This is a genomic window from Salinivibrio sp. PR932 (assembly GCF_001996125.1).
Taxonomy (GTDB): Bacteria; Pseudomonadota; Gammaproteobacteria; order Enterobacterales; family Vibrionaceae; genus Salinivibrio; species Salinivibrio proteolyticus.
Genome location: NZ_MUFM01000001.1, coordinates 49,038 through 69,349, shown reverse-complemented (window position 1 = coordinate 69,349; position 20,312 = coordinate 49,038). Strand labels below are relative to the sequence as shown.

The following is a 20,312-nucleotide window of genomic DNA, read 5'->3' as shown; positions in this document are numbered from 1 at the left end:
CCTCAATCAGTTGCGGTGAGTATACTTCAAATCTAAGTGTAGTTTATGTCCTAAAGCGTGATTTTGCGCACTGAACTCGAGATGCCGAAAGGCAGGTCGGTTAAGGCATAATAGGGACATGTCAAAAAGCGGAGCCATCCATGGATATTGAACAACTGTTAAAAGCGATGACACCAGAGGTTTACGATCGCTTATGTTATGCCGTCGAAACGGGAAAGTGGCCCGATGGAACAGCGCTTAACCAAACCCAGCGTGATCAAGCACTGCAAGCGGTGATGCTTTATCAATCGCGACATAACGAACAGCCACAGCATATGACGGTTGCTAAAGGTGGACAGGTGACGTTCAAGTCGAAAGCAGAGTTAAAGCGTGAGTTTGCGAAACCGGACGAAGCACGCATCGATGTACAAACCAAGCACTGATGTTTTGACGCGTCGATGGTACGCGCCGCCTGTTAAAGCGGCGCATTTTCGTGTTACTTAGCCAGCAATGAGCAATGCGAGCGGGATAGAAAGCATTAAACTTAATGCCGTACGCAATGCCCAAATCACCACCAATCGGAACACGCTGATTGGAATGCTGGTGGCGAGAATACAGGGAATCGATGCGGAGAAAAACAGTACGCTCGATACGCAAGTAATCGCCGCGCTAAAACGTAATACAAAGTCTGCCTCGCTCAGCAACAGCGCGGGCAGGAACATTTCTGCTAAGCCGGCAGATGCAGCTTGAGCAAGCTGATGGCCGTTATCTAGTCCCCATAGTGCGGTGATGGGATAAAAAATCCAGCCTAACCACTCAAAGACGGGGGTGTACTTGGCAGCTAACAACCCTAACAACCCCACCGACATGATCGCAGGCAAGATTGTCATCGTCATCAACAAGCCGTCTTTCACTGTGGCAATCAGGTTGTGACTGACTCGGCCTGCTTGAGCGGCTTGAGATAAGCCGGTTTGGTAGGCCAGTCCCCAGCGCTGTCCCTTGATGGCTTGCGGTTCCGGCGCTAGCACATTGTCACTTAAGCCTTTAATAGGCGGTAGTCGCACCGTAATGGCGGTGACGATAAAGGTGATGATTAACGCACTCCAAAAATACAGATTCCAGTGAGACATTAAATCGAGGGTACGGGCCACAATAATCATAAATGTGGCTGAGACGGTCGAGAAACCGGTTGCGATAATGGTGGCCTCTTTGACCGAATATTGCCCATTCTTGTAGACATTATCCGTAATGAGCAAGCCGAGTGAATAACTGCCAACAAACGAGGCGACCGCATCAATGGCTGAGCGGCCAGGGGTTCGCCAGATGGGGCGCATAATCGGCTGGAGCAAAATACCGATAAGCTCAAGTAAACCGTAACTGACCAAAAAGGACAGAAAAATCGCACCGACGGGGACAATCACGCCGACTGAGACCACTAGTTTGTTGAACAGAAAGGGCAGAATATCGGGCTCATGGAGAAAGGCTGGGCCAATTTTGGTGAGCGCCATGAACGCGCTAACGGCACCAATGCATTTTAATAACGTGAATAGCTTCTGTCCGCCGCTTTGCCGCCACTGCCCCGTCCACAGTGGCATAATGGCACCGGCTAAAATAATCATGAGCACATACAGGTTGATCAGGTTGCCAAAGGTGCTTTTTATCCAACTGACAAGGTGATCGAGCGGAATGGTGGTATTGCCATCAATAGAAATAGGGACGAAGAAAAACACAATGCCAATGGCACTCAGGCCGAACAGGCGCCATAACACCTGCGAATGGGAAGTAACTTGTCTGACGTGCTCCATGTCAGCCTCCAGCTATACAAAATCCTAGTTTTGTATATACCAGAATACAGGGTGTAAGGAATGCTGGTCGGCGAAAAGCGTAAAGGGACTCACAGTTTCCACCACCAGTGAGCATTGATCCCAACTAGTCGTTTGGCGCAGAGAGGCTGATTGGACTGGCGAAAAAAGGCGTCAATTGGTGGTTCTCTTCCTGCGCATAATCGTCAAACAGCGGATGCTGGCTGAGTGCTTCAAGATACTGATTTAGCTGGGTGTAGCTGCTGTCGAGCACCAGCCCTGCCATTTGAGCACAGCGAAATAGACTCCATACACTGATGGTTGCCATATTGACCTTATCCGCAGGAATATGGGTAAGGAGTTGTGATAGGTATTGGCAAGCTTCTGGTAGCGTTTTTAACGCATTATTGACGGCTTGGTGGTCTATGTCTTTTTCGAGCATATGACCCCGAACTACACGCTGATAAAACAAGGTATCCACGATTAAAGGGCTGAGATGGTGACGACAATACCACTCAATCCAGCGTATATCGGCACGGTGACGGGCATTGCCAGGATAAAGAAGAGGATCAGGGTACGCATCATCAAGGTACTCGGCCACGATTGTATCGTGATAAATCGTATGCCCGCCATCGAGCAGTGCAACGATTGTTTGCATGGGCGGGTGGCGCAGCACAACTTCATGCGCTTCAAACGGAGAAGCTGGGACCAGTTCGTAATTCAGTTGTTTAAATCGTAAAGCCAGCGCAATTTTTCGCGTTTGTGGTGATAAAGAATCACCGTGCAACACCATCATTGTGGAGACCCTGATCGGCGAAATGTATGAATAAATTAGCAGATAAAAAAGCCGACATCATTGTCGGCTTCACAAACTCATGATTTTTTGACCAAACTTGAGGCAAGCTAGTAATAGCTCAGCTCACCACGTAGATCCTTTTGCACCATGGTGCGTAGGGTTTCAAAAGGCAAGTCTTGGCTGAGCAAGAAATGGAGTTTGGCGAGAGCTGCTTCAGGCGTCATATCATAGCCGCTGAGTACGCCGGCATCAGCAAGGGCACAGCCAGTGGCATATCCCCCCATATTGACACGTCCAGCCAAACATTGGGTTAGGTTCAGCACCAACACTCCGCGTTCTGTTGCTTGTTTGAGTAGCGACAGTAGCTCAGGGTTTTGCGGAGCATTCCCTACCCCAAACGTAAGTAAAATCATGGCATTAACAGGTTGCTTTAATGCGTTGCGTACCACGTCGGGTGAGATTCCCGGGTACATCATAATCACCGCTACTGGCTGGTCGTTGATGGTATGTACTTTAAACGGACCTTGTGCCGGCTGATTAAGATCGGTGGCTTTCACTTCGATATGAATGCCCGCTTCCAACAGTGCGGGTAAATTCGGTGAAGTGAACGCATTAAATCCATCCGCATGCGATTTGGTACTTCGATTACCGCGAAGTAATTGATTATTGAAGAATAAAGTCACTTCATTTACCGGATAGTTCGCTGCAATATGCAGGGCGTTCAATAAGTTCGCCTGTCCGTCAGAGCGAAGCTCGGCAATGGGGATCTGAGATCCGGTGACAATCACAGGTTTTTCCAAGTTCTCTAACATGAACGACAACGCCGAGGCGGTGTACGCCATGGTGTCGGTACCATGTAAGATCACAAAACCATCGTAGTCGTCGTAATTCGCTCCAATATCGTCAGCAATGCGTTGCCAATCCTCTGGCGTCATATCCGATGAATCAATGAGTGGTTCGTACTCATGAATGGTAAAACGAGGCATTTCTGGACGATGGAATTCTGGCATGTTTTCGAGCTGTTGCTGTAGAAACCCAGAAACAGGCACATAGCCATGATCGGATTTCTGCATGCCGATGGTGCCGCCCGTGTAGGCGATATAAATATGTTTACGTTCCATCATGACAAATCTGCATTAAATGAGCGTGAGCACAGTATACATGTAACCGTTACATGGTTGGTACTGCGTAACCACACAGAATCGAGGAAAACTTTGGGATAAAGCTCCGACCAGAACGGCCGGAGCAAAGCGTGTTACTGATATTGGCAGTTTAAGCAGAACAAGTAACGGCCTTGAGGGTCGTTAAATTGTTCGAGCATTGTTACCGACTGTAACTGCGGTGACGCTAGTAACTGGCTTGCAAACGTCGGGATATTCGCTTGCATGGCTTGGCCAAACACCGACGCGGTTTGGCCGAGCATCTCAGTCATAAACTGCTCAAACGGCGTCAGCGGTTTTTGCATCCAATCCAGCTGGTAGTTTTCCAGGCCCGCCAATTCTGCCGCTTGTGTCACCGCATCATCAAAGTCGCCTAATTGATCGACTAATCCGAATTTCAGCGCGTCGCTACCGGTCCATACGCGACCTTGAGCCACCTTATCTGTTTCTTCCAAAGACAGATTACGGTGCGTGCTAACCAAGGAAATAAAGCGGTGATAACCGTGCTCAATGCCAAGTTGCATGATCTGGCTAACATCGTCAGGCAAGGCGCGGGTCACACCAACTCCCGAGAAGGGGGTTGTGCCTACGCCATCTGTGTGGACACCAATATCTTCCAGCGTGTTCTCAAAGGTGGTGAACAGACTAAAGATACCAATAGAGCCGGTGATGGTAGTTGGCTGCGCTACGATGCGATCCGCGCTGGCTGAGATCCAATAGCCGCCGGAAGCCGCGACGCTAGACATAGAAACCACTACTGGCTTGCCGGCTTCGCGCAGTGCATCGACTTCATTGCGGATAATTTCAGAAGCAAACGCACTACCGCCTGGGCTATCTACACGCAACACAACTGCTTTAACACTGTCGTCAAGGCGTGCATCGCGCAGCATCGCCGCCGTGGTATCACCACCGACGGTGCCCGGACGCTGAACGCCATCCATAATAGGACCACTGGCGACAACGACGGCAATATTATTGTCCCCGGGGATGGTAAAGCGGGATTGAATTTTGGGTAGATAGTCGTAGTAGCTGGTGTACTCAAAACTGTCTTCCCCGTCGCTGCCAAATTTATCGGCAAGATAACGACGGATCTCTTGGCGTGTCATCAACTCATCGACAATGCCAATATGCTTGGAAAGTGACGCAAAATCTCCCCCAAACGCCTCTAATGAGGTAATGAGTGTATCGGCAGACGGAGAGAACATCGTCGCTTCAATGCCACGGTTTTTCGCCACATCGCTTACATACGCGTTCCAGAGCTGGTCGAGCCATGCTTGATTTGCTTCACGCGCTTGGGGAGACATGTCGGTGCGTGTATAGGGTTCGACAAAGGACTTATAGGTGCCGACTCGGAAAACGTGAGTCGAGACATCTAATTTATCGAGCAGATCCTTCCAGTACAGGTTGTAACTGCCATACCCTTGGAGCATCACCATGCCATCTGGTGACATCAGAATTTCGTCAGCATAGCTCGCCAAATAGTACTGGCTTTGGCTGTACATTCCACCGATCGCCACGACCTCTTTACCGCTTTGCTTGAACTCGTCGATAGCTTTGGCGATGTAGCGAAGCTTGGTTAGGCTCGTGGATGGCATATCGCCTAGGCTAAGCACCAACCCGTTAATATCGTCATCCGTCGCGGCATGGCGGATGGTATCGACGATATCAAAGAGTACGTTTTCGGTTTCAATCGGTTGTCCGAGCGCGTTGCGTGAGAGGGTATCGATAGGATCGATACGACGGCGCTGTTCAACAATCGGGCCGTTTATATTCAGTAACAACGCCTGTGGGGCGGGTTCAGCTTGAGTGGCTTTCTTCGCGGTTGTGTCACCGGTTGGCAGCGGCGAGTCGGCGGTTATCGCCCAATAAATGCCCACGATAACAGCAATGAAAAGCACATTTAACAAAAGCTGACGCACGAAACCGATAGCAACCCAAAGCCATCGGAACAAAGATGCAATGAAGCGAAACAGTTTTTTCATACTCTAATCCATCGATATATGTCGCTGATATCCTAGCTGATCACTGCAAGGATCGATAGCCCAAGCTTATCCCGTATCCGACAGAGTGGGGAGGAAAGTCCTACTGAGATCAACTATTCGACAATCGATGTTGCTAGTTTGTAAACGAACGTTTGAAAAACAGTAGCCGACAGCGCTATAGTCTGGTCAGACCACAACAATAAGTGAGCAAGCAATGGAACAGCACTCTTACCCCCATATGCTAGCCCCGCTAGACCTCGGGTTTACAACATTGAAAAACCGCGTTCTGATGGGCTCGATGCATACCGGATTGGAAGAAGCCAATGACGGTTTTAAAAAGCTCGCAGCCTTTTATGCAGAGCGCGCGAAAGGCGACGTTGGCTTAATTGTCACTGGTGGCTTTTCGCCGAACTTTCGCGGTCGATTGACTCCATTTAGCGCACAGTTTAGCTCTGGGCGTGCCGCTCGTACTCATCGAGCCATCACAGATGCGGTACATGCCAATGGCGGAAAGATTGCACTTCAATTGCTTCATGCTGGGCGTTATGCCTTCCATCCGTTTGCCCAAAGTGCTTCCGCAATCCGCGCTCCGATCAGTAAGTTCACGCCTTTTGCCATGAGCGAGAGAGCGATTTGGCGCACGATCAAAGCCTTCGGCCGCAGCGCCGCGCTCGCACGAGAAGCGGGTTATGATGGGGTTGAAATCATGGGATCTGAAGGTTATCTCATCAACCAATTTTTCTGCCATCGTGCCAACCGCCGTTATGATCAATGGGGCGGCTCGGTGGAAAATCGCATGCGTTTTGCCGTGGAAGTCATGCGGGCAGTGAGAAAAGCGGCCGGTGACGATTTTATTGTGATCTTCCGATTATCGATGTTGGATTTGGTCGAGCAAGGCAACACCTTTGACGATGTGGTCGCGCTAGCGAAAGGCCTAGAGCAGGCCGGTGTCACCATTATTAATACTGGTATTGGCTGGCATGAAGCGCGCATTCCAACCATCGCAACGCAAGTTCCTCGCGGCGCCTTTAGTTGGGTGACAGAAAAACTCAAAGGTGAGGTGTCGGTGCCTCTGGTTACCTGCAACCGAATTAATACCCCAGAGGTGGCCGAACAGATTCTCGCCAGCGGTCAGGCTGATATGGTTTCGATGGCACGTCCTTTCTTGGCCGATGCTGCCTTTGTTGCCAAAGCTAAGGCTGGGCAATCGGAGGACATCAATACCTGTATTGCCTGTAACCAAGCGTGCTTGGATCATGTGTTTAAAGGCAAGCGAGCCAGTTGCTTGGTGAACCCGAAAGCTTGTTACGAAACAGAGTTGGTGGCGACGCCAGTTCGGCAAGTGAAAACAGTGGCTGTCGTGGGAGGCGGAATGGCTGGGATCAGCTGTGCCACCGAAGCGGCTGAGCGAGGCCATACAGTGACCTTGTTTGAAAAATCTGATCGCTTGGGTGGGCAGTTTAACTTGGCGATGACCATTCCCGGCAAAGAAGAGTTCCAAGAGACCATTCGCTATTACTTGCGTCGTTTGGAGAAAGCCGGTGTCACCGTCCATCTTAATCACAGTGTTGAGGTCGACACCCTCAGGGAATTCGATGAGGTAGTGGTTGCAACCGGGGTTAAGCCTCGCCGCCCCGCGATTGAGGGCATTGATCATCCTAAGGTGATTGACTATCAAACCTTTATTCGTGAGCAACCTGAGCTGGGGAGTCACATTGCGATTATCGGCGCGGGCGGGATCGGCGTGGATGTGGCCACTATGATCACTGAACCTGCGAATCAACAACTGGACGATTGGTTGAAAGAGTGGGGGATTGATAAAACCATTTCCCACGAAGGGGGATTGTACCCTGCCCATGACACTAAGAGTGACAAGCAAGTATGGGTCCTGCAGCGTCGGGAAGGCCGCGTTGGCAAAGGCCCAGGGAAAACCACGGGTTGGATCCATCGTAAAACTTTGCAAAAACGAGGCGTAAACTTAGTGGGCGGTGTGACCTACCATAAAATTGATGATGGGGGATTACACATCAGCATCAAAGATGAGCCTCATGTCATTCCTGCCGACCAGATTATTCTCTGTGCCGGTCAAGAGTCTGTGAATGCGTTGGCCAAGACACTTGAGTCGGCAGGTTTGCCATTCCATTTGATTGGCGGGGCGGAGCATGCGGGAGAGCTAGACGCTAAACGGGCCATTCGTCAGGGCATTGAAACCGCACTCGCGCTGTAAACCCGTATAAACTGCGCGACTTTGTCGCGCAGTGTCTGTGTTAGCATAAAGCAATCAGTACGATACGCTGCGGTGATACCGTGGCTGCATATACGGGTTACAAGGAAAAGACCATGAACGCACTTGATTTGCTATTACAGCGCCGCTCTATTCCACGTTTAGCCGAGCCAGCGCCAAGCGGCCAAACGTTAGAGAACATTCTTCAAGCTGGATTGCGCGCCCCTGATCATGGCGCATTAACGCCTTGGCAGTTTGTGGTGTGTGAAGGTGAAGGATTAACGCGGCTATCTCAGATTTTAGTGGAGGCCGCGAAAGCCGATGGCGCGGACGATACTGCGATAGAAAAAGCCAAACAAGCACCGTTTCGTGCACCCATGGTCATTGCGGTCATTGCGCGTACACGCTTTCATGAAAAAGTCCCGACGATTGAACAGCATATCTCCGCCGGTTGTGCTACCCAAGCAATGCAAATGGCAGCAGTTGCGCAAGGTTTTCAAGGGTTTTGGCGTACCGGCACCTTTGCCTATCACCCTGTTGTGCGCCAAGCGCTAGATGTAGATGGTGATGATGCGATTGTCGGCTTTTTGTATCTCGGTACTCCAGATTGTGCACCGGCCAATGCACCAACGCGTGATACCAGCAAATACGTGAAGTATCTCTAATTCACTTTTAAAGACCTGTGCATATGTACAGGTTTTTTATTGCGCCCGCCATACGCTTTGCATAACATGTGGTTCATTGCACAGAGTTAGAGAGTGATATGGCGCGCCTATTTATCGCCGAGAAGCCCAGCCTCGGCAGAGCCATTGCCACCGGTTTGTCCAAACCGCAAAAAAACCACAAAGGCTATATCGAAACCGCCAACGGTGATGTGGTGACATGGTGTATCGGCCACTTGCTTGAGCAAGTCGAGCCGGACGCGTATGACAGCCAGTACAAGCAATGGAAGTTAGCACATCTGCCCATCATACCTCAGCAATGGAAACTGCGTCCGCGCAAATCAGCGGCCGGTCAATTAGCGATCGTGAAAAAACTGATCAAGCAGTTTGATCATCTCGTGCATGCCGGCGACCCTGATCGCGAAGGGCAACTACTTGTTGATGAAGTCATTGATTATGCGGGAGTGAGTGCAGCGAAAAAGGCTCGGATTCAGCGCTTGTTAGTCAGCGATCTAAACGTGTCGGCCGTGAAAAAAGCGCTCAGCAAAATGGGTGACAATCACGCCTTTGTTCCGCTGTCCGTATCAGCGTTGGCGCGCTCTCGTGCTGATTGGCTCTATGGGATGAATTTGTCGCGCGCCTACACGTTACTTGGTCAACAAGCGGGCTACCAAGGCGTGTTGTCTGTAGGGCGTGTCCAAACCCCAGTGCTGGGTTTGGTGGTCCGTCGCGATCAAGAAATCGAAGACTTTGTCCCACACCCTTTCTACCAACTCGATGCTCTGTTGCCGTATCAAGGTGAAATGATCCGAGCTAGATGGCAGCCTAGTGACGCGTGCGCGCAATGGCAAGATCCGCAAGGGCGCGTGATTTCTCGCGCGCTGGCCGAAAATGTTGCCAATCGTATTGCTGGCCAACCAGCAAAGGTGACAGAGGCCGAGCGTCAAACCCGCAAGCAGGCTGCGCCGCTGCCCTATAATTTGTCGGCCCTGCAAATTGATGCATCCAAACGGTTTGGCTTTAGTGCGCAAAAAGCGCTAGATATCTGCCAGCAGCTTTACGAGCGACATAAATTGATTACCTATCCGCGTTCGGACTGTCGATACCTGCCTAAGGGCCACTTTGCGGAGGCAGGTAAAGTCGTGCAAGCGATTCGACAAGGGTGCGAACCGCTTATCGATGCGTGCGATCAGGCAGATACCTCTAGAAAGAACAAAGCATGGAACGATGCAAAGGTCGGCGCGCACCATGCCATTATTCCCACCGCAAAAGCGGCGCCTGCTGGGCTTTCTAGTGATGAAGCCAAACTTTACCAGCTCATCGCGCGCCAGTATCTCATGCAATTTTATCCACCGGCGGAATATGCAGAAGGCAAACTGGTGTTTGATATCGCGGGCGGTTGCTTTATTGCCAAAGGAAAAGTCTTGACCATTGCAGGTTGGCGTTCGCTACTGCCGAATACGCAAGTGGCTGAGGCGTCAGCGAGCCCCTTGCCTCACTTACAGCCGGGCGAGCAACTAGTGTGTGAGCGCGGTGAGATAAAAGATTGTATGACAGAACCGCCAGCCGCCTTTACCGAATCGAGCCTGTTGCAGGCGATGACGGGGATCGGTCGCTATGTGCAAGATAAAAAACTGAAGGATATTTTACGAGAAACCGATGGTTTAGGGACTGAAGCAACCCGAGCTGGGATCATCGAGTTGTTGCTAAAGCGTGGCTTGTTACTGCGCCAAGGCAAAACCTTACATGCTACACCGAGTGGGAAAGGACTGATTGCCGCGTTGCCGGATAGCGCCACCTATCCAGATATGACCGCGCAATGGGAGCGCCAACTGCAAGACATGGCAGAAAAAAAATGCGCCTATCAACCTTTTATGCATGCATTGACCGAACAATTACAAGGTTTGATTGAGACGGTAAAAACCGCACCGCCACCTACGTCATTGAAGAATTTACCGCCGCCACCTAAGCGTCAATTTACCCGTAAACGTCGCACGGGTGAGAAAACAACGCGGCGCAAGCGTGCACCCAAACGACAAGCGTCTACAGGCTGATGCTATGGGATTAAAACGCATAAGCGGCAATACAGCCCGCCAGCGTCATGACAAACAAAAAGAGTTTGAGCGTCTTTGGATTGGCTGAAATCGCAAACTTGACGGCTACGCGCGCGCCAGTCATGGTGCCGATAGCAAGGAGTAAACCGGGTAGCCAATGCACCAGATCATCGGCGATAAAAACCAGCAGCGATAAGGTGGTGAATGCAAGTGTACAAGCCAGCTTAAGCGCGTTACCGCGCACCAGATCATAATTCAAGGTGCCGCATAAGGCCGCCAGTAACACAAAGCCAACCCCAGCTTGCACAAAGCCACCGTAGAAGCCAGCTAAACATAAACCCAGCCATGCACTCGGTGTGTCTTTCACTTTTTTAATCGGTGTTCCCGGTGGCGGGGTGAGGGTGGTCGGTTTGACTAACATCACCACTGTCATGGTGAGTAGCGTCCCCAGTAAAAGAGGTTTGACCCAGCTGGTGGGCAGCCAAGCGGCGGCAAGTGCGCCAAGTAAGCCACCAATCAGGCTGGGTATCAGCACAGGCCAGATATCTTGCGTATCAAGTTTGTCGTGGCGTTTAAAGCCTGCCATCCCCGAGGCACACTGCAACCACACGCCAACGCGATTGGTCGCATTCGCGACGTCGGCGGGCATCCCCATGACCATTAACGCTGGAAGGGTCAGGTTGGAGCCACCGCCTGCTAAGGTATTTATAATACCGGCAATAAACCCGAGCGCGACCAATATCGCGCCATACTCCATGGTCAGTGTCATCCTTGTCTCCTGATGTCTAAAAAGCCAGCATACCTTACTATGTCAATACGTATTATGCATCGTGCAACGCCTTTGGTGTGTTACTTGATCTGAACCATGTTGTCGGAAACCATTCATCATAAACCGGCCCTAAGTGCTGGCGATTCTACGCGGCGGTTATATAATCCCGTGCTACGCCTGAAGTTGTTCATCATGTTCGCCTAAAAAAGTGGGCGAAATAAGGTTGTATTGCGTCATGCAGCAAGCAGTTCCCTCGGCGCTAGACTCTGTCGCCCGTCGTTCGGCCCGAGTAGGGTTTATATACAATATACTGATTTCTATTATGGTCTTCGTGCTTGTTGTCGCGTCAGTGGAGTTCTGGCTATACCAACAAGAGCATGATAAACAGATAGATAAAGTGCGCGCGGCATTATTGGCCTATCGGTCTCGTATAGAGCTTAACGTGACACAGAACATGGATTTAAGCTACGGCCTAGCAACCTATATCAGTTTAAATCCTGAGCTTACCCAAGAGGCATTTGCCGAGTTCGCGGCGCAATTGATGTCTCAATCTACCCATATTCTTAATTTTGGTGCCGCGCGAAATTGGGTGATTAGTCATGTCTATCCGGAGTCGGTGGGCGAAACTCTGCTTGGTACGGATTATCATGATATCCCGGCACAACTGGAAAGCGTGCGTAACGCCCATGCCTCTGATAAACCCGTCATCTCAGGGCCTGTTGAGCTGCTGCAAGGTGGAACAGCCTTAATCGCGCGACAAAGCATTACCAATGCCCGTAAAAACCTGCCGTGGGGCGTGCTTTCCACGGTGCTAGACATTGAGGCGTTGTTTACCGATAGCTTTACTCAAGGGGAGCGGTTACCCGTTCAAGTTGCCTTAGAAGGGCGCCGACGGCTGACTGAGCCTTTCAAACCTATTTATGGTACGCCGCAAATACATACCCAAGATCCGGTTATCTTGACGATGAGTTTACCATCAGGTCAATGGCGTTTACTTGGGATCCCTGAAGATGGCTGGCACGGTGTGCGTTGGCACCCGAAAGTCTGGCTAATGGGAGTGATTGTACTCGGCTTTTGGCTAGGAGGACTCTACGGTCGTTATAATGCTGGCCGCAGCTTTGCACAGTCAATTGGTCGGGTTGTAGATGATAGCCATCGTTTCCGCAGTATCTTCAAGCGTCATGATGCCGTGATGCTACTGCTGGATGCCAAAAGTGGCGACATTGTCGATGCCAACGACAGTGCGCAACAGTTTTACGGCTATGATCATGCGACGCTGACATCCATGCGGATCAGCGATATTAATACCCATACCGAGAGTGCGTTGCGTCAAAGCCTTTCCCAAGCGCGTCAGCGTGATAAAAACTACTTTATCTTCTCTCACCGTTTGAAAAGCGGTGAGGTGCGTCAGGTTGAGGTGCACTCTTCACCCATCACCATAGGTCATGTCAAATTACTCTTTTCCGTGATCCATGATGTTTCAGAGCGACTTGAGGTTGAGCGTAAGCTGATGCTCAACGCAAAAATCTTCGAACAATCGAGCGAAGGGGTACTGGTGACGGATGCAGACGCCAAGATTGTGGCAGTCAATGGCGGCTTTAGCGCCATTACCGGCTATCAAGAAGAAGATGTTCTAGGAAATGATCCGTCCATTCTTAACTCGGGGCGTCATGATAAAGCCTTTTTCCGCGCAATGTGGGAAGAGGTTGCCCAACAAGGCCGATGGAAAGGAGAAATATGGAATCGGCGCAAAGATGGGGTGGTATATCCACAACTGCTTTCTATCAGTGTGGTGAAGAACGACGCCGGTGAGGTGGTGAATTATGTTGGCGTCTTTTCAGATATCTCCAAGCTGAAAGATTCAGAGAAAAAGCTGATTGATCTCGCGCACTATGATGCACTGACCGGCTTGCCAAATCGCTTACTATTGGCATCTCGCACTAGACAAGCACTCAAGATGCCCATGGGGGCTCATGGCAAACTGGCTCTGATGTTCCTCGACCTTGACCAGTTTAAATTTGTTAATGATAGCCACGGACACGCCGTGGGCGATGAGCTGCTAAAGCTGGTGAGTCAACGCTTGTATGGTTTGTTAAGAGAAGGGGACACCTTAGCGCGACTGGGCGGGGATGAGTTCGTGGTCCTGCGTTTAATTCACAGTGACAAAGCCGCATGCGTCAGTTTGTCCGAAGACATTATTCAGGCGATGAACCGCTTGTTTGTGCTCAGCGGGGGGATTGATGCTCAGATCGGTGTCAGTATCGGTATTGCCCAATACCCAGACAATGCTGCTAATACCGAAGAGCTGCTGACCTTTGCCGATTCTGCGATGTACTTCGCCAAAAAATCGGGTCGCAACACGTATGCGTTTTACAATGATGCGCTAACCGTCGAAGCCAACAATAAATTGCGCTTGGCGGTCGAGCTACGGCAATGCGTGCAAAACGAAGAACTTGAGCTTTTCTATCAGCCACAAGTGGATCTTGTGACCGGTAACATTATTGGTGTCGAGGCACTATTGCGTTGGCACCATCCTGAACGGGGCGTGCTTTCGCCGTTTCATTTTATTGATGTGGCTGAAGAGCGCTCGATTATTCACGACATCACGCAGTGGGTGGTGGAAACCGGGTGTCGTCAGTTAAAACAGTGGCAAGATGCGGGATTGATGGTCTCGTTGGCGGTAAATATCTCACCACGCAATCTGGCCGATATTACCTTTACGCAGGTCGTTGCCGAAGCACTGGAAAAAACGGGCGCCGATCCGCGCTTTCTCGAGTTGGAGATCACCGAAAACACCCTGATTGAAAATCAAGCCAGTGCACTGAAAGTGTTAGAGCAGTTGCGAGAAAAAGGGGTGGGGATTGCGATTGATGATTTCGGGACTGGGTATTCGTCGATGGCCTATTTAAAACGATACCCGATCTCTAAGTTGAAAATCGACCGACACTTTATCAAAGATATCCAAAGTGAAGCACCGGATGAAGAGGAAGTGGCGATCGTGTCTGCGATGATCGCGATGGCCGATAGTCTCGGCATGGGCGTGGTGGCAGAAGGGATTGAAACCACTCACCAACAAGCGATATTGCGTGAGCTAGGCTGTACCTTCGGACAAGGCTTTCTGTATAGCCGCCCGGTGCCCGCAGACGAGATCGCCGAGCTATTCGGCATTGATGAGAGTCTCTGAAAACCGATTAACTCCGCCCTCTATGGTTAGCCCTCACACTTTTGGGGTTGAGAGCCAAGAATGATGTTATGACCTTGCTGTTTTTTTACCCTATGAGAAAACGGCAAGGAGCACGATCATGATCCCCTTATTCTCTTGGCGGCGCATTGCACTGGCTGTGTCGGTTGCCTGTTCAGCTTCGGTGTCTGCAGCGCCACATATCACAGTTTCAACCTCAACCACGCAAACGGATGGGCCGCTTACTGACCAGCATCCCACTGTTTTCTCATTGGGTAAAAATATTTACAAGGTCTCGGTCAGTGGGCTTGATGGTGAATGTGAGGCGACCTCACCCACGCGTGTAAAGTTTAACACGCCAATTCCTTTGTCGTGCCAAGCGGAGAGCCACTTTGAGGTCAATATTCGCTTTGCCGGTGACTATGGTTTCTATTTTGAGCCTAGCACCCACACACTGAGTATTAAGCGAGAACCTAAAAAAACCGCGACCGTGTTTAAACGGCCTTTGCCCGATGTGCAATGCCAAGTTTATCGCGGTGGCCCTGTCACCCTTTCTGTTGGTGAGGCATTCGCGGATGGCACACAACTGACAGAAGCGCTCAGTGGTCAGGTTGTTCGTGTTCGTGACCATCAGGTGACGCTGACCCCAGCATCAAATAGCGGTGGATTGATATTGTTAGCGCCGACCGAGCGCGAACCTCAGGCATTTACCTACCGCAATGCCAATATTTACTTTGTGATGGTTGATCGCTTTCACAATGGCGATCCAAGCAATGATCACAGCTATGGTCGCCATTCCGATAATCAACAGAACATTGGTACTTTCCATGGCGGTGATTTGCAGGGAGTGCTCGAGAAGCTCGATTATATTCAATCACTGGGTACTGACGTGATTTGGCTGTCACCTATTGTCGAGCAGGTACACGGCTTTGTTGGGGGTGGCAGTAAAGGCGCGTTTCCTTTTTATGCTTATCACGGCTACTGGGCGCGAGACTTTACCCAAGTAGACCAAAACTTTGGCGATGATGCGGTGCTGAAAAAACTGGTAGAGGCCGCACATCAACGTGGCATGAAGGTCTTTCTTGATGCAGTGCTTAACCATCCTGGTTACGCCACTTTAGCGGACTTACAACAAGATGGTATTAAGGTGGTCAATGCGGATGCATTACCGGCAAAATGGCAAGATTGGCACCCCAAAAAAGGGCAAAGTTGGCATGACTTTCACCAAGCGGTGGATTATCAAAGCGCAAACTGGCAGCACTGGTGGGGTAAAGATTGGGTACGCGCGGGACTACCGGGCTATGATGCACCGGGCTCCAGCGATCAAACCCTGACCTTGGCAGGGCTTCCCGATTTTAAAACCGAATCGACCAAGTCAGTGACGCCGCCTCAGTGGTTGCTCGACAATCCTGGCACACGTGTAAAAGTCCAAGATGGCTATACGGTTAGTGATTATTTACTTGAGTGGCAAACTCAGTGGGTTGAACGCTTTGGGATAGATGGGTTTCGTGTCGATACGGTTAAACATGTCGACGGTGAGATCTGGCGAGCGCTTAAGCAAAAAGCCAGTGCCGCTTTGGCATCTTGGCGACAGAAGCATCAGCAGTCCGGTGCGCCTTTTTGGATGATGGGAGAAGTGTGGGGCCACAGTGCTTATCGTAGCCCTTATTTCGATCAAGGCTTTGATGCGCTCATCAACTTTGACCTGCAAAAACAGATGGACAAAGGCGCGTACTGTCTCAGCCAAATGGAAGAGACGTATAATGCTTACGCCCAAACGATGCAAAACGAAGCGGATTTTATTCCAGTGAGCTATATGTCGTCACATGATACCGAGCTGTTCTTCAGTCGCTTCAAAGATATGGCGATGCAACGCGGCGCGGCCAATGCACTCTTGCTCTCACCTGGGGCTATTCAAGTGTATTACGGCGATGAGGTTGGCCGAGACTTGGGTCCCTATGGAGATGATTTCCATCAAGGCACGCGTTCTGACATGGTGTGGTCACGTACTCCAGAGCAACAGCGTTTGTTAGCCCATTGGCGTAAGGTCGCTCAGTTTAGGCAGCAGCATCCCGCCGTAGGCGCAGGGATACATCGGGCCATTGCCCAAGACAATGCTTATGTCTTTTCCCGACAGCTAGGTGATGACACCATCGTTGCCGCCTTTGTCGGTCGAACCACAAGCCAACCGTAGAAATGAAAAAGCCCGCCACTCGAAGAGTGGCGGGCGAGAAGATTGGTCGGTCTGACTGGATTTGAACCAGCGACCCCTGACACCCCATGACAGTGCGCTACCAGGCTGCGCTACAGACCGACTAAGCGCTATATTACGAATCACCCTCACAGCTGTCAATTACTCAACGGCATTGTTTTCCTGTTTTTCAATCGTTTGGCTATTAATGCGCCACTTCGAGACTGAAATTAACGGTCATGCTCTTCTGGATGGTAGAAACGCTTCAACTCATGCATGACTTGCATCAAAACAGACAGCTGCGGCTTACCTTCCGGTAAGGGGGTATAGTGTTTGTCATACACTTTATAATTACCGAATTTATCCACTACCGTGGTCTTTTGTGGTTGGACGACCACGATATCACGGCTATCCCCAGCAATAACCCATTTACGCGGGCGATTTTTCAACTCGAACAAATTGGTCCCACTGCTATAGTTTTCAGCCGGTGAACTCACCGACAGCATGGACTCCATCAAAGTGGGAGCCACATCTAGGTGACTACTGTAATTCGTAATTTGTTCTGGGGCTTGGTTTGGCCAATGCATGACCAAGGGCACTTGCAACTGATAACGGCTGTAATTGGTGTTGGAGCCCCAGGTATTTAAACCGGTTTCGTTAAACTCCATACCATGGTTGGACGTGATCATAACCACAGTGTTTTCGAGCTGGCCCGATTGTTTCAAGTCGTCCAATAAAGCGCCAAGCTGGTCATCGATATAGTGCGCGGCGTTGTTGTAACTGTTTTTCAATACCAGCGCCGTTTGGGTATCGACGCCTGCCATCGCGCTATCTAATGACGGTTGGAATGGCTGTGGATAGTCACCGCTTTGCTCGTATTCACTTACGGTGGCGAGCTCCAGATAACCAAACCAAGGCGATGTATCGCGTGCCGCAAGCCATGCTTGCATCTGAGAGACTGCTTCAGCATCGGCCCGCCAAGCGGGAAGATCAGGCTGATCATCGCTTTGTAAGTCGGCGCTAAAGATGCTTTGATAATAAATTGGATTGGTAAAGCCATCGCCACTAAATAGCCCGAGCTGGTAGCGACGATTATTCAATGTATTCATGAGCACCGGTCGCAGGCCTTCGGTGCGTGCACTTTGTGCATAGCTGCCGGGAAGACCATAGAAGAGCCCAAACAGCCCTGCCATGTCGTCATTGCTGCTGCTGAAGTGATTTTTAAACCACAGGTTGTCATTGGCGAAGTGGTAAAGATGCGGCATGGTCACTGGATTGAGCATGTCGGCACGCAGCCCCTCGATCATTACCATCAATAGGTTTTTCTGATATTTACTCGCATCAGGTGCAAACGCGAGTGGCTCCAGCGGATAGCGAATAACCTCGCTATTTTCCTGACCCCGCTGTTCGCGGAGACGTTGGTATTCTTGTCTATCCAGCAAGCCATATTTTTCCATAAAAGTCTTCGCCGTCATCGGGTAGGAGACAGGGAAGGTCGAGCGTTGCGCAGTCACGGGACTATAGATAAAAGCGTCAGCCCAAATATGGATCAGATGGCTAGAAATAAAGCAGATTGCAAACACGGTCGCGACCGGGATCCCGATGCGCTTGCGCGTCAGTTTACGAAGTTTACGCCACACCCATTCTGACATGATTAATTGGAGAATAAAGATAGCTGGCACGGCAACAAAGAGGTATTGCCAGTGTGCATTCATGTCAGTTTTTTCGCCGCTTAACAACAGCTCCCACACCAAGGGGTTAAGATGGAGGTGGAGGGTTTCGTAGGCATAAATATCGAGCAGCAACACCATCATACCCGTGGTCGCCACCAGTACGGCAAACAAGCGCATTAAGCGCTGTGAGGGAATGATAAAACTCGCCGGGAAGATGACCAGTATGTACAACGCAAACACAAGAAAGCCAAAATGGCCGACCCAGTTAAAAATCAGGTACGTTTGTCCTAACAGTGTTTCGGGCCATCCTGACTGGCTGATATAGCGTGTGCCAAGCAACATAGCGGCAATGATGTTAAAAAAGCTAAACCAATGCCCCCAGCTAATCAGCTGAGATACTTTGTCACGATACGATGTTCCGCTATCAACCATACGTCTTTATTCTTCTCTTTTAAGATGCTGCTGCACGGTGCGTTATTGTTTGTCGATAGAAGACAACAACGCTTGGGCGAATTTCTCGGCAAAAGCCTGACGTTGCGCGGCAGGAATATTCTGATTCAGGATATTGGTGGCGACGTTACCGACCACCATGAGCGACAAATCTGTTGACGCATCGTGTTGTTCTAACACGTTGACAACATCACTGATGATGCGTTCCACTTGTTTGTCGTCATACTTTGAAGTTACAGGCATAAATTCGTCTTGTCGTAATAAAACCAAAGCTGCGTATAATAACCCACACTTTAGTCTTACTGAAAATCTTTTCAATCATGAGCCTCACGCTTTCTAACGTAATATTGCATCAAATCGTTAAGCAAGATGATGATTCGCTTAACGTTCATCTTCGTGACGGACCGTTACCGCTCAACGATCAAACTGACAATCTGATGGCCGATGTACATCGGGTATATCACGCAAAAGCAGGCAAAGGGTTTGCTTTATTTGACACTGACAGTGAATTTCAGCAGTGGTTAAAGGAATATCGTGACCAAGCCCTCGACTTTCTCACTTTTTCTGAAAAAGCTGTCGAACGTTTGCGTAATGAACTTGCTAAGTATCCTTTTGCCGACAGCGGTACATTAATCATGGCGCATTATCGTGCGCTTGCGACCGATTATCTGTTTATTGGCGTGGTCGAATCTAAGCACAGTTTGCGGGTGACGGAAGAGCTTGACGTCAACGCGACTGAGTATCTTGACGTGAGTAAGATGGATATTGCGGCGCGGATCGATCTCTCCACGTGGGAAACGGAAGCCGACTCCAATCGATATTTGTCCTTCATCAAAGGCCGAGTCGGGCGCAAAATTGCTGACTTTTTCCTCGACTTCTTGCAAGCGCAAGTGGGCATGGACAGTAAACAGCAAAACCAAGTGTTGATGCAGGCCGTGGAAGATTACTGTGATGATGCGCGTTTGGAAAAAGAAGAAAAGAACGCGTATCGCAAGCAGGTCTTTGATTATTGTAATGATCAACTTAAATCAGGAGATGAAGTGGTAGTGAAAGAGCTTGCTCAAGAACTACCGCCGACGCCTGACGGTGTTGATTTCTACCAGTATGCCAATCAACAAGGTTATGAGCTTGAAGAGCAATTTCCTGCCGATCGGACTACGATGCGAAAGCTTACCAAATTTGTAGGGGCTGGTGGCGGCCTATCGGTAAACTTCGATGCCATGCTGTTAGGTGAACGCGTCTTCTATGACCCAGACACCGATACCCTGACTATCAAAGGCACCCCCCCTAATCTGCGTGATCAACTGCAGCGACGATTAACCAGTCGCGACGACTAATCATCAAGACCAAAGTGATCGATGAGGCTAATCAGTAATGGGTGAATTTCCA

14 protein-coding genes and 1 tRNA gene are annotated in these 20,312 nt (G+C 50.1%); 7 read left to right on the top strand and 8 right to left on the bottom strand.

What is annotated here, in order from left to right:
• The first annotated feature begins 140 nt into the window (after nucleotides 1-140).
• Nucleotides 141-422: a YeaC family protein gene (locus BZG84_RS00300; protein WP_077479294.1), complete on the top strand. Its 282-nt coding sequence runs from the start codon at nucleotides 141-143 to the stop codon at nucleotides 420-422.
• 57 nt (nucleotides 423-479) lie between these two features.
• Here the strand turns inward: BZG84_RS00300 and BZG84_RS00295 are convergent, their stop codons facing one another.
• From BZG84_RS00295 to sppA, 4 genes are all read right to left on the bottom strand, one after another.
• Nucleotides 480-1,784, bottom strand: a complete 1,305-nt coding sequence (locus BZG84_RS00295; protein ID WP_077479295.1) for a YjiH family protein — start codon at nucleotides 1,782-1,784, stop codon at nucleotides 480-482.
• A gap of 124 nt (nucleotides 1,785-1,908) precedes the next feature.
• Nucleotides 1,909-2,577 (bottom strand): glutathione S-transferase family protein, encoded by a 669-nt coding sequence (locus BZG84_RS00290; protein ID WP_077479296.1) that lies wholly within the window; start codon nucleotides 2,575-2,577, stop codon nucleotides 1,909-1,911.
• Between the two features lie 107 nt (nucleotides 2,578-2,684).
• Entirely contained in the window at nucleotides 2,685-3,698 is a 1,014-nt protein-coding gene (ansA, locus tag BZG84_RS00285; protein WP_069590079.1) for an asparaginase, read from the bottom strand.
• A 134-nt stretch (nucleotides 3,699-3,832) separates the two neighbouring features.
• A complete protein-coding gene (gene sppA / locus BZG84_RS00280; protein ID WP_077479297.1) occupies nucleotides 3,833-5,719 on the bottom strand; it encodes a signal peptide peptidase SppA in 1,887 nt (628 codons plus the stop codon).
• Nucleotides 5,720-5,933: 214 nt separating this feature from the next.
• Here sppA and BZG84_RS00275 point away from each other — a divergent pair, with 214 nt between their 5' ends.
• The 3 genes from BZG84_RS00275 (at nucleotide 5,934) to BZG84_RS00265 (ending at nucleotide 10,659) form a co-directional block, all read left to right on the top strand.
• On the top strand, nucleotides 5,934-7,946 hold the full coding sequence (locus BZG84_RS00275; RefSeq protein ID WP_069590026.1) for an NADPH-dependent 2,4-dienoyl-CoA reductase: 2,013 nt from the start codon (nucleotides 5,934-5,936) through the stop codon (nucleotides 7,944-7,946).
• A 113-nt stretch (nucleotides 7,947-8,059) separates the two neighbouring features.
• Nucleotides 8,060-8,608, top strand: a complete 549-nt coding sequence (locus BZG84_RS00270) for an NAD(P)H nitroreductase (RefSeq protein ID WP_069590027.1) — start codon at nucleotides 8,060-8,062, stop codon at nucleotides 8,606-8,608.
• 98 nt (nucleotides 8,609-8,706) lie between these two features.
• Nucleotides 8,707-10,659: a DNA topoisomerase III gene (locus tag BZG84_RS00265; RefSeq protein ID WP_077677912.1), complete on the top strand. Its 1,953-nt coding sequence runs from the start codon at nucleotides 8,707-8,709 to the stop codon at nucleotides 10,657-10,659.
• A 10-nt stretch (nucleotides 10,660-10,669) separates the two neighbouring features.
• Here BZG84_RS00265 and BZG84_RS00260 read toward each other — a convergent pair whose 3' ends face one another.
• The gene (locus BZG84_RS00260; protein WP_077479299.1) at nucleotides 10,670-11,428 is read right to left on the bottom strand and encodes a sulfite exporter TauE/SafE family protein; all 759 of its coding nucleotides are present in this window, start codon (nucleotides 11,426-11,428) and stop codon (nucleotides 10,670-10,672) included.
• 235 nt (nucleotides 11,429-11,663) lie between these two features.
• On the opposite strand from BZG84_RS00260, the gene BZG84_RS00255 reads away from it, so the two are divergent.
• Entirely contained in the window at nucleotides 11,664-14,612 is a 2,949-nt protein-coding gene (locus BZG84_RS00255; RefSeq protein WP_077479300.1) for a bifunctional diguanylate cyclase/phosphodiesterase, read from the top strand.
• Nucleotides 14,613-14,730: 118 nt separating this feature from the next.
• Complete coding sequence (locus BZG84_RS00250) at nucleotides 14,731-16,803, top strand: alpha-amylase (RefSeq protein ID WP_077479301.1); 2,073 nt, start codon at nucleotides 14,731-14,733, stop codon at nucleotides 16,801-16,803.
• A 43-nt stretch (nucleotides 16,804-16,846) separates the two neighbouring features.
• Here the strand turns inward: BZG84_RS00250 and BZG84_RS00245 are convergent.
• From BZG84_RS00245 to BZG84_RS00235, 3 genes are all read right to left on the bottom strand, one after another.
• Nucleotides 16,847-16,923: transfer RNA gene (locus BZG84_RS00245), tRNA-Pro, on the bottom strand.
• A 107-nt stretch (nucleotides 16,924-17,030) separates the two neighbouring features.
• The gene (locus BZG84_RS00240; protein ID WP_077479302.1) at nucleotides 17,031-18,905 is read right to left on the bottom strand and encodes a DUF3413 domain-containing protein; all 1,875 of its coding nucleotides are present in this window, start codon (nucleotides 18,903-18,905) and stop codon (nucleotides 17,031-17,033) included.
• A gap of 42 nt (nucleotides 18,906-18,947) precedes the next feature.
• Complete coding sequence (locus BZG84_RS00235; protein ID WP_069590037.1) at nucleotides 18,948-19,166, bottom strand: YejL family protein; 219 nt, start codon at nucleotides 19,164-19,166, stop codon at nucleotides 18,948-18,950.
• Between the two features lie 77 nt (nucleotides 19,167-19,243).
• Here BZG84_RS00235 and yejK point away from each other — a divergent pair, with 77 nt between their 5' ends.
• Entirely contained in the window at nucleotides 19,244-20,260 is a 1,017-nt protein-coding gene (gene yejK / locus BZG84_RS00230; RefSeq protein WP_077479303.1) for a nucleoid-associated protein YejK, read from the top strand.
• Nucleotides 20,261-20,312: the final 52 nt, after the last annotated feature.

Bases quoted from the DNA above. Each gene is read 5' to 3' on its own strand.
- BZG84_RS00260 (WP_077479299.1), bottom strand. From the start codon at position 11,428: ATGACACTGACCATGGAGTATGGCGCGATATTGGTCGCGCTCGGGTTT.
- BZG84_RS00270 (WP_069590027.1), top strand. From the start codon at position 8,060: ATGAACGCACTTGATTTGCTATTACAGCGCCGCTCTATTCCACGTTTA.
- yejK (WP_077479303.1), top strand. From the start codon at position 19,244: ATGAGCCTCACGCTTTCTAACGTAATATTGCATCAAATCGTTAAGCAA.
- sppA (WP_077479297.1), bottom strand. From the start codon at position 5,719: ATGAAAAAACTGTTTCGCTTCATTGCATCTTTGTTCCGATGGCTTTGG.
- BZG84_RS00250 (WP_077479301.1), top strand. From the start codon at position 14,731: ATGATCCCCTTATTCTCTTGGCGGCGCATTGCACTGGCTGTGTCGGTT.
- BZG84_RS00255 (WP_077479300.1), top strand. From the start codon at position 11,664: ATGCAGCAAGCAGTTCCCTCGGCGCTAGACTCTGTCGCCCGTCGTTCG.
- BZG84_RS00265 (WP_077677912.1), top strand. From the start codon at position 8,707: ATGGCGCGCCTATTTATCGCCGAGAAGCCCAGCCTCGGCAGAGCCATT.
- BZG84_RS00240 (WP_077479302.1), bottom strand. From the start codon at position 18,905: ATGGTTGATAGCGGAACATCGTATCGTGACAAAGTATCTCAGCTGATT.
- BZG84_RS00235 (WP_069590037.1), bottom strand. From the start codon at position 19,166: ATGCCTGTAACTTCAAAGTATGACGACAAACAAGTGGAACGCATCATC.
- BZG84_RS00275 (WP_069590026.1), top strand. From the start codon at position 5,934: ATGGAACAGCACTCTTACCCCCATATGCTAGCCCCGCTAGACCTCGGG.
- BZG84_RS00300 (WP_077479294.1), top strand. From the start codon at position 141: ATGGATATTGAACAACTGTTAAAAGCGATGACACCAGAGGTTTACGAT.
- ansA (WP_069590079.1), bottom strand. From the start codon at position 3,698: ATGGAACGTAAACATATTTATATCGCCTACACGGGCGGCACCATCGGC.
- BZG84_RS00295 (WP_077479295.1), bottom strand. From the start codon at position 1,784: ATGGAGCACGTCAGACAAGTTACTTCCCATTCGCAGGTGTTATGGCGC.
- BZG84_RS00290 (WP_077479296.1), bottom strand. From the start codon at position 2,577: ATGATGGTGTTGCACGGTGATTCTTTATCACCACAAACGCGAAAAATT.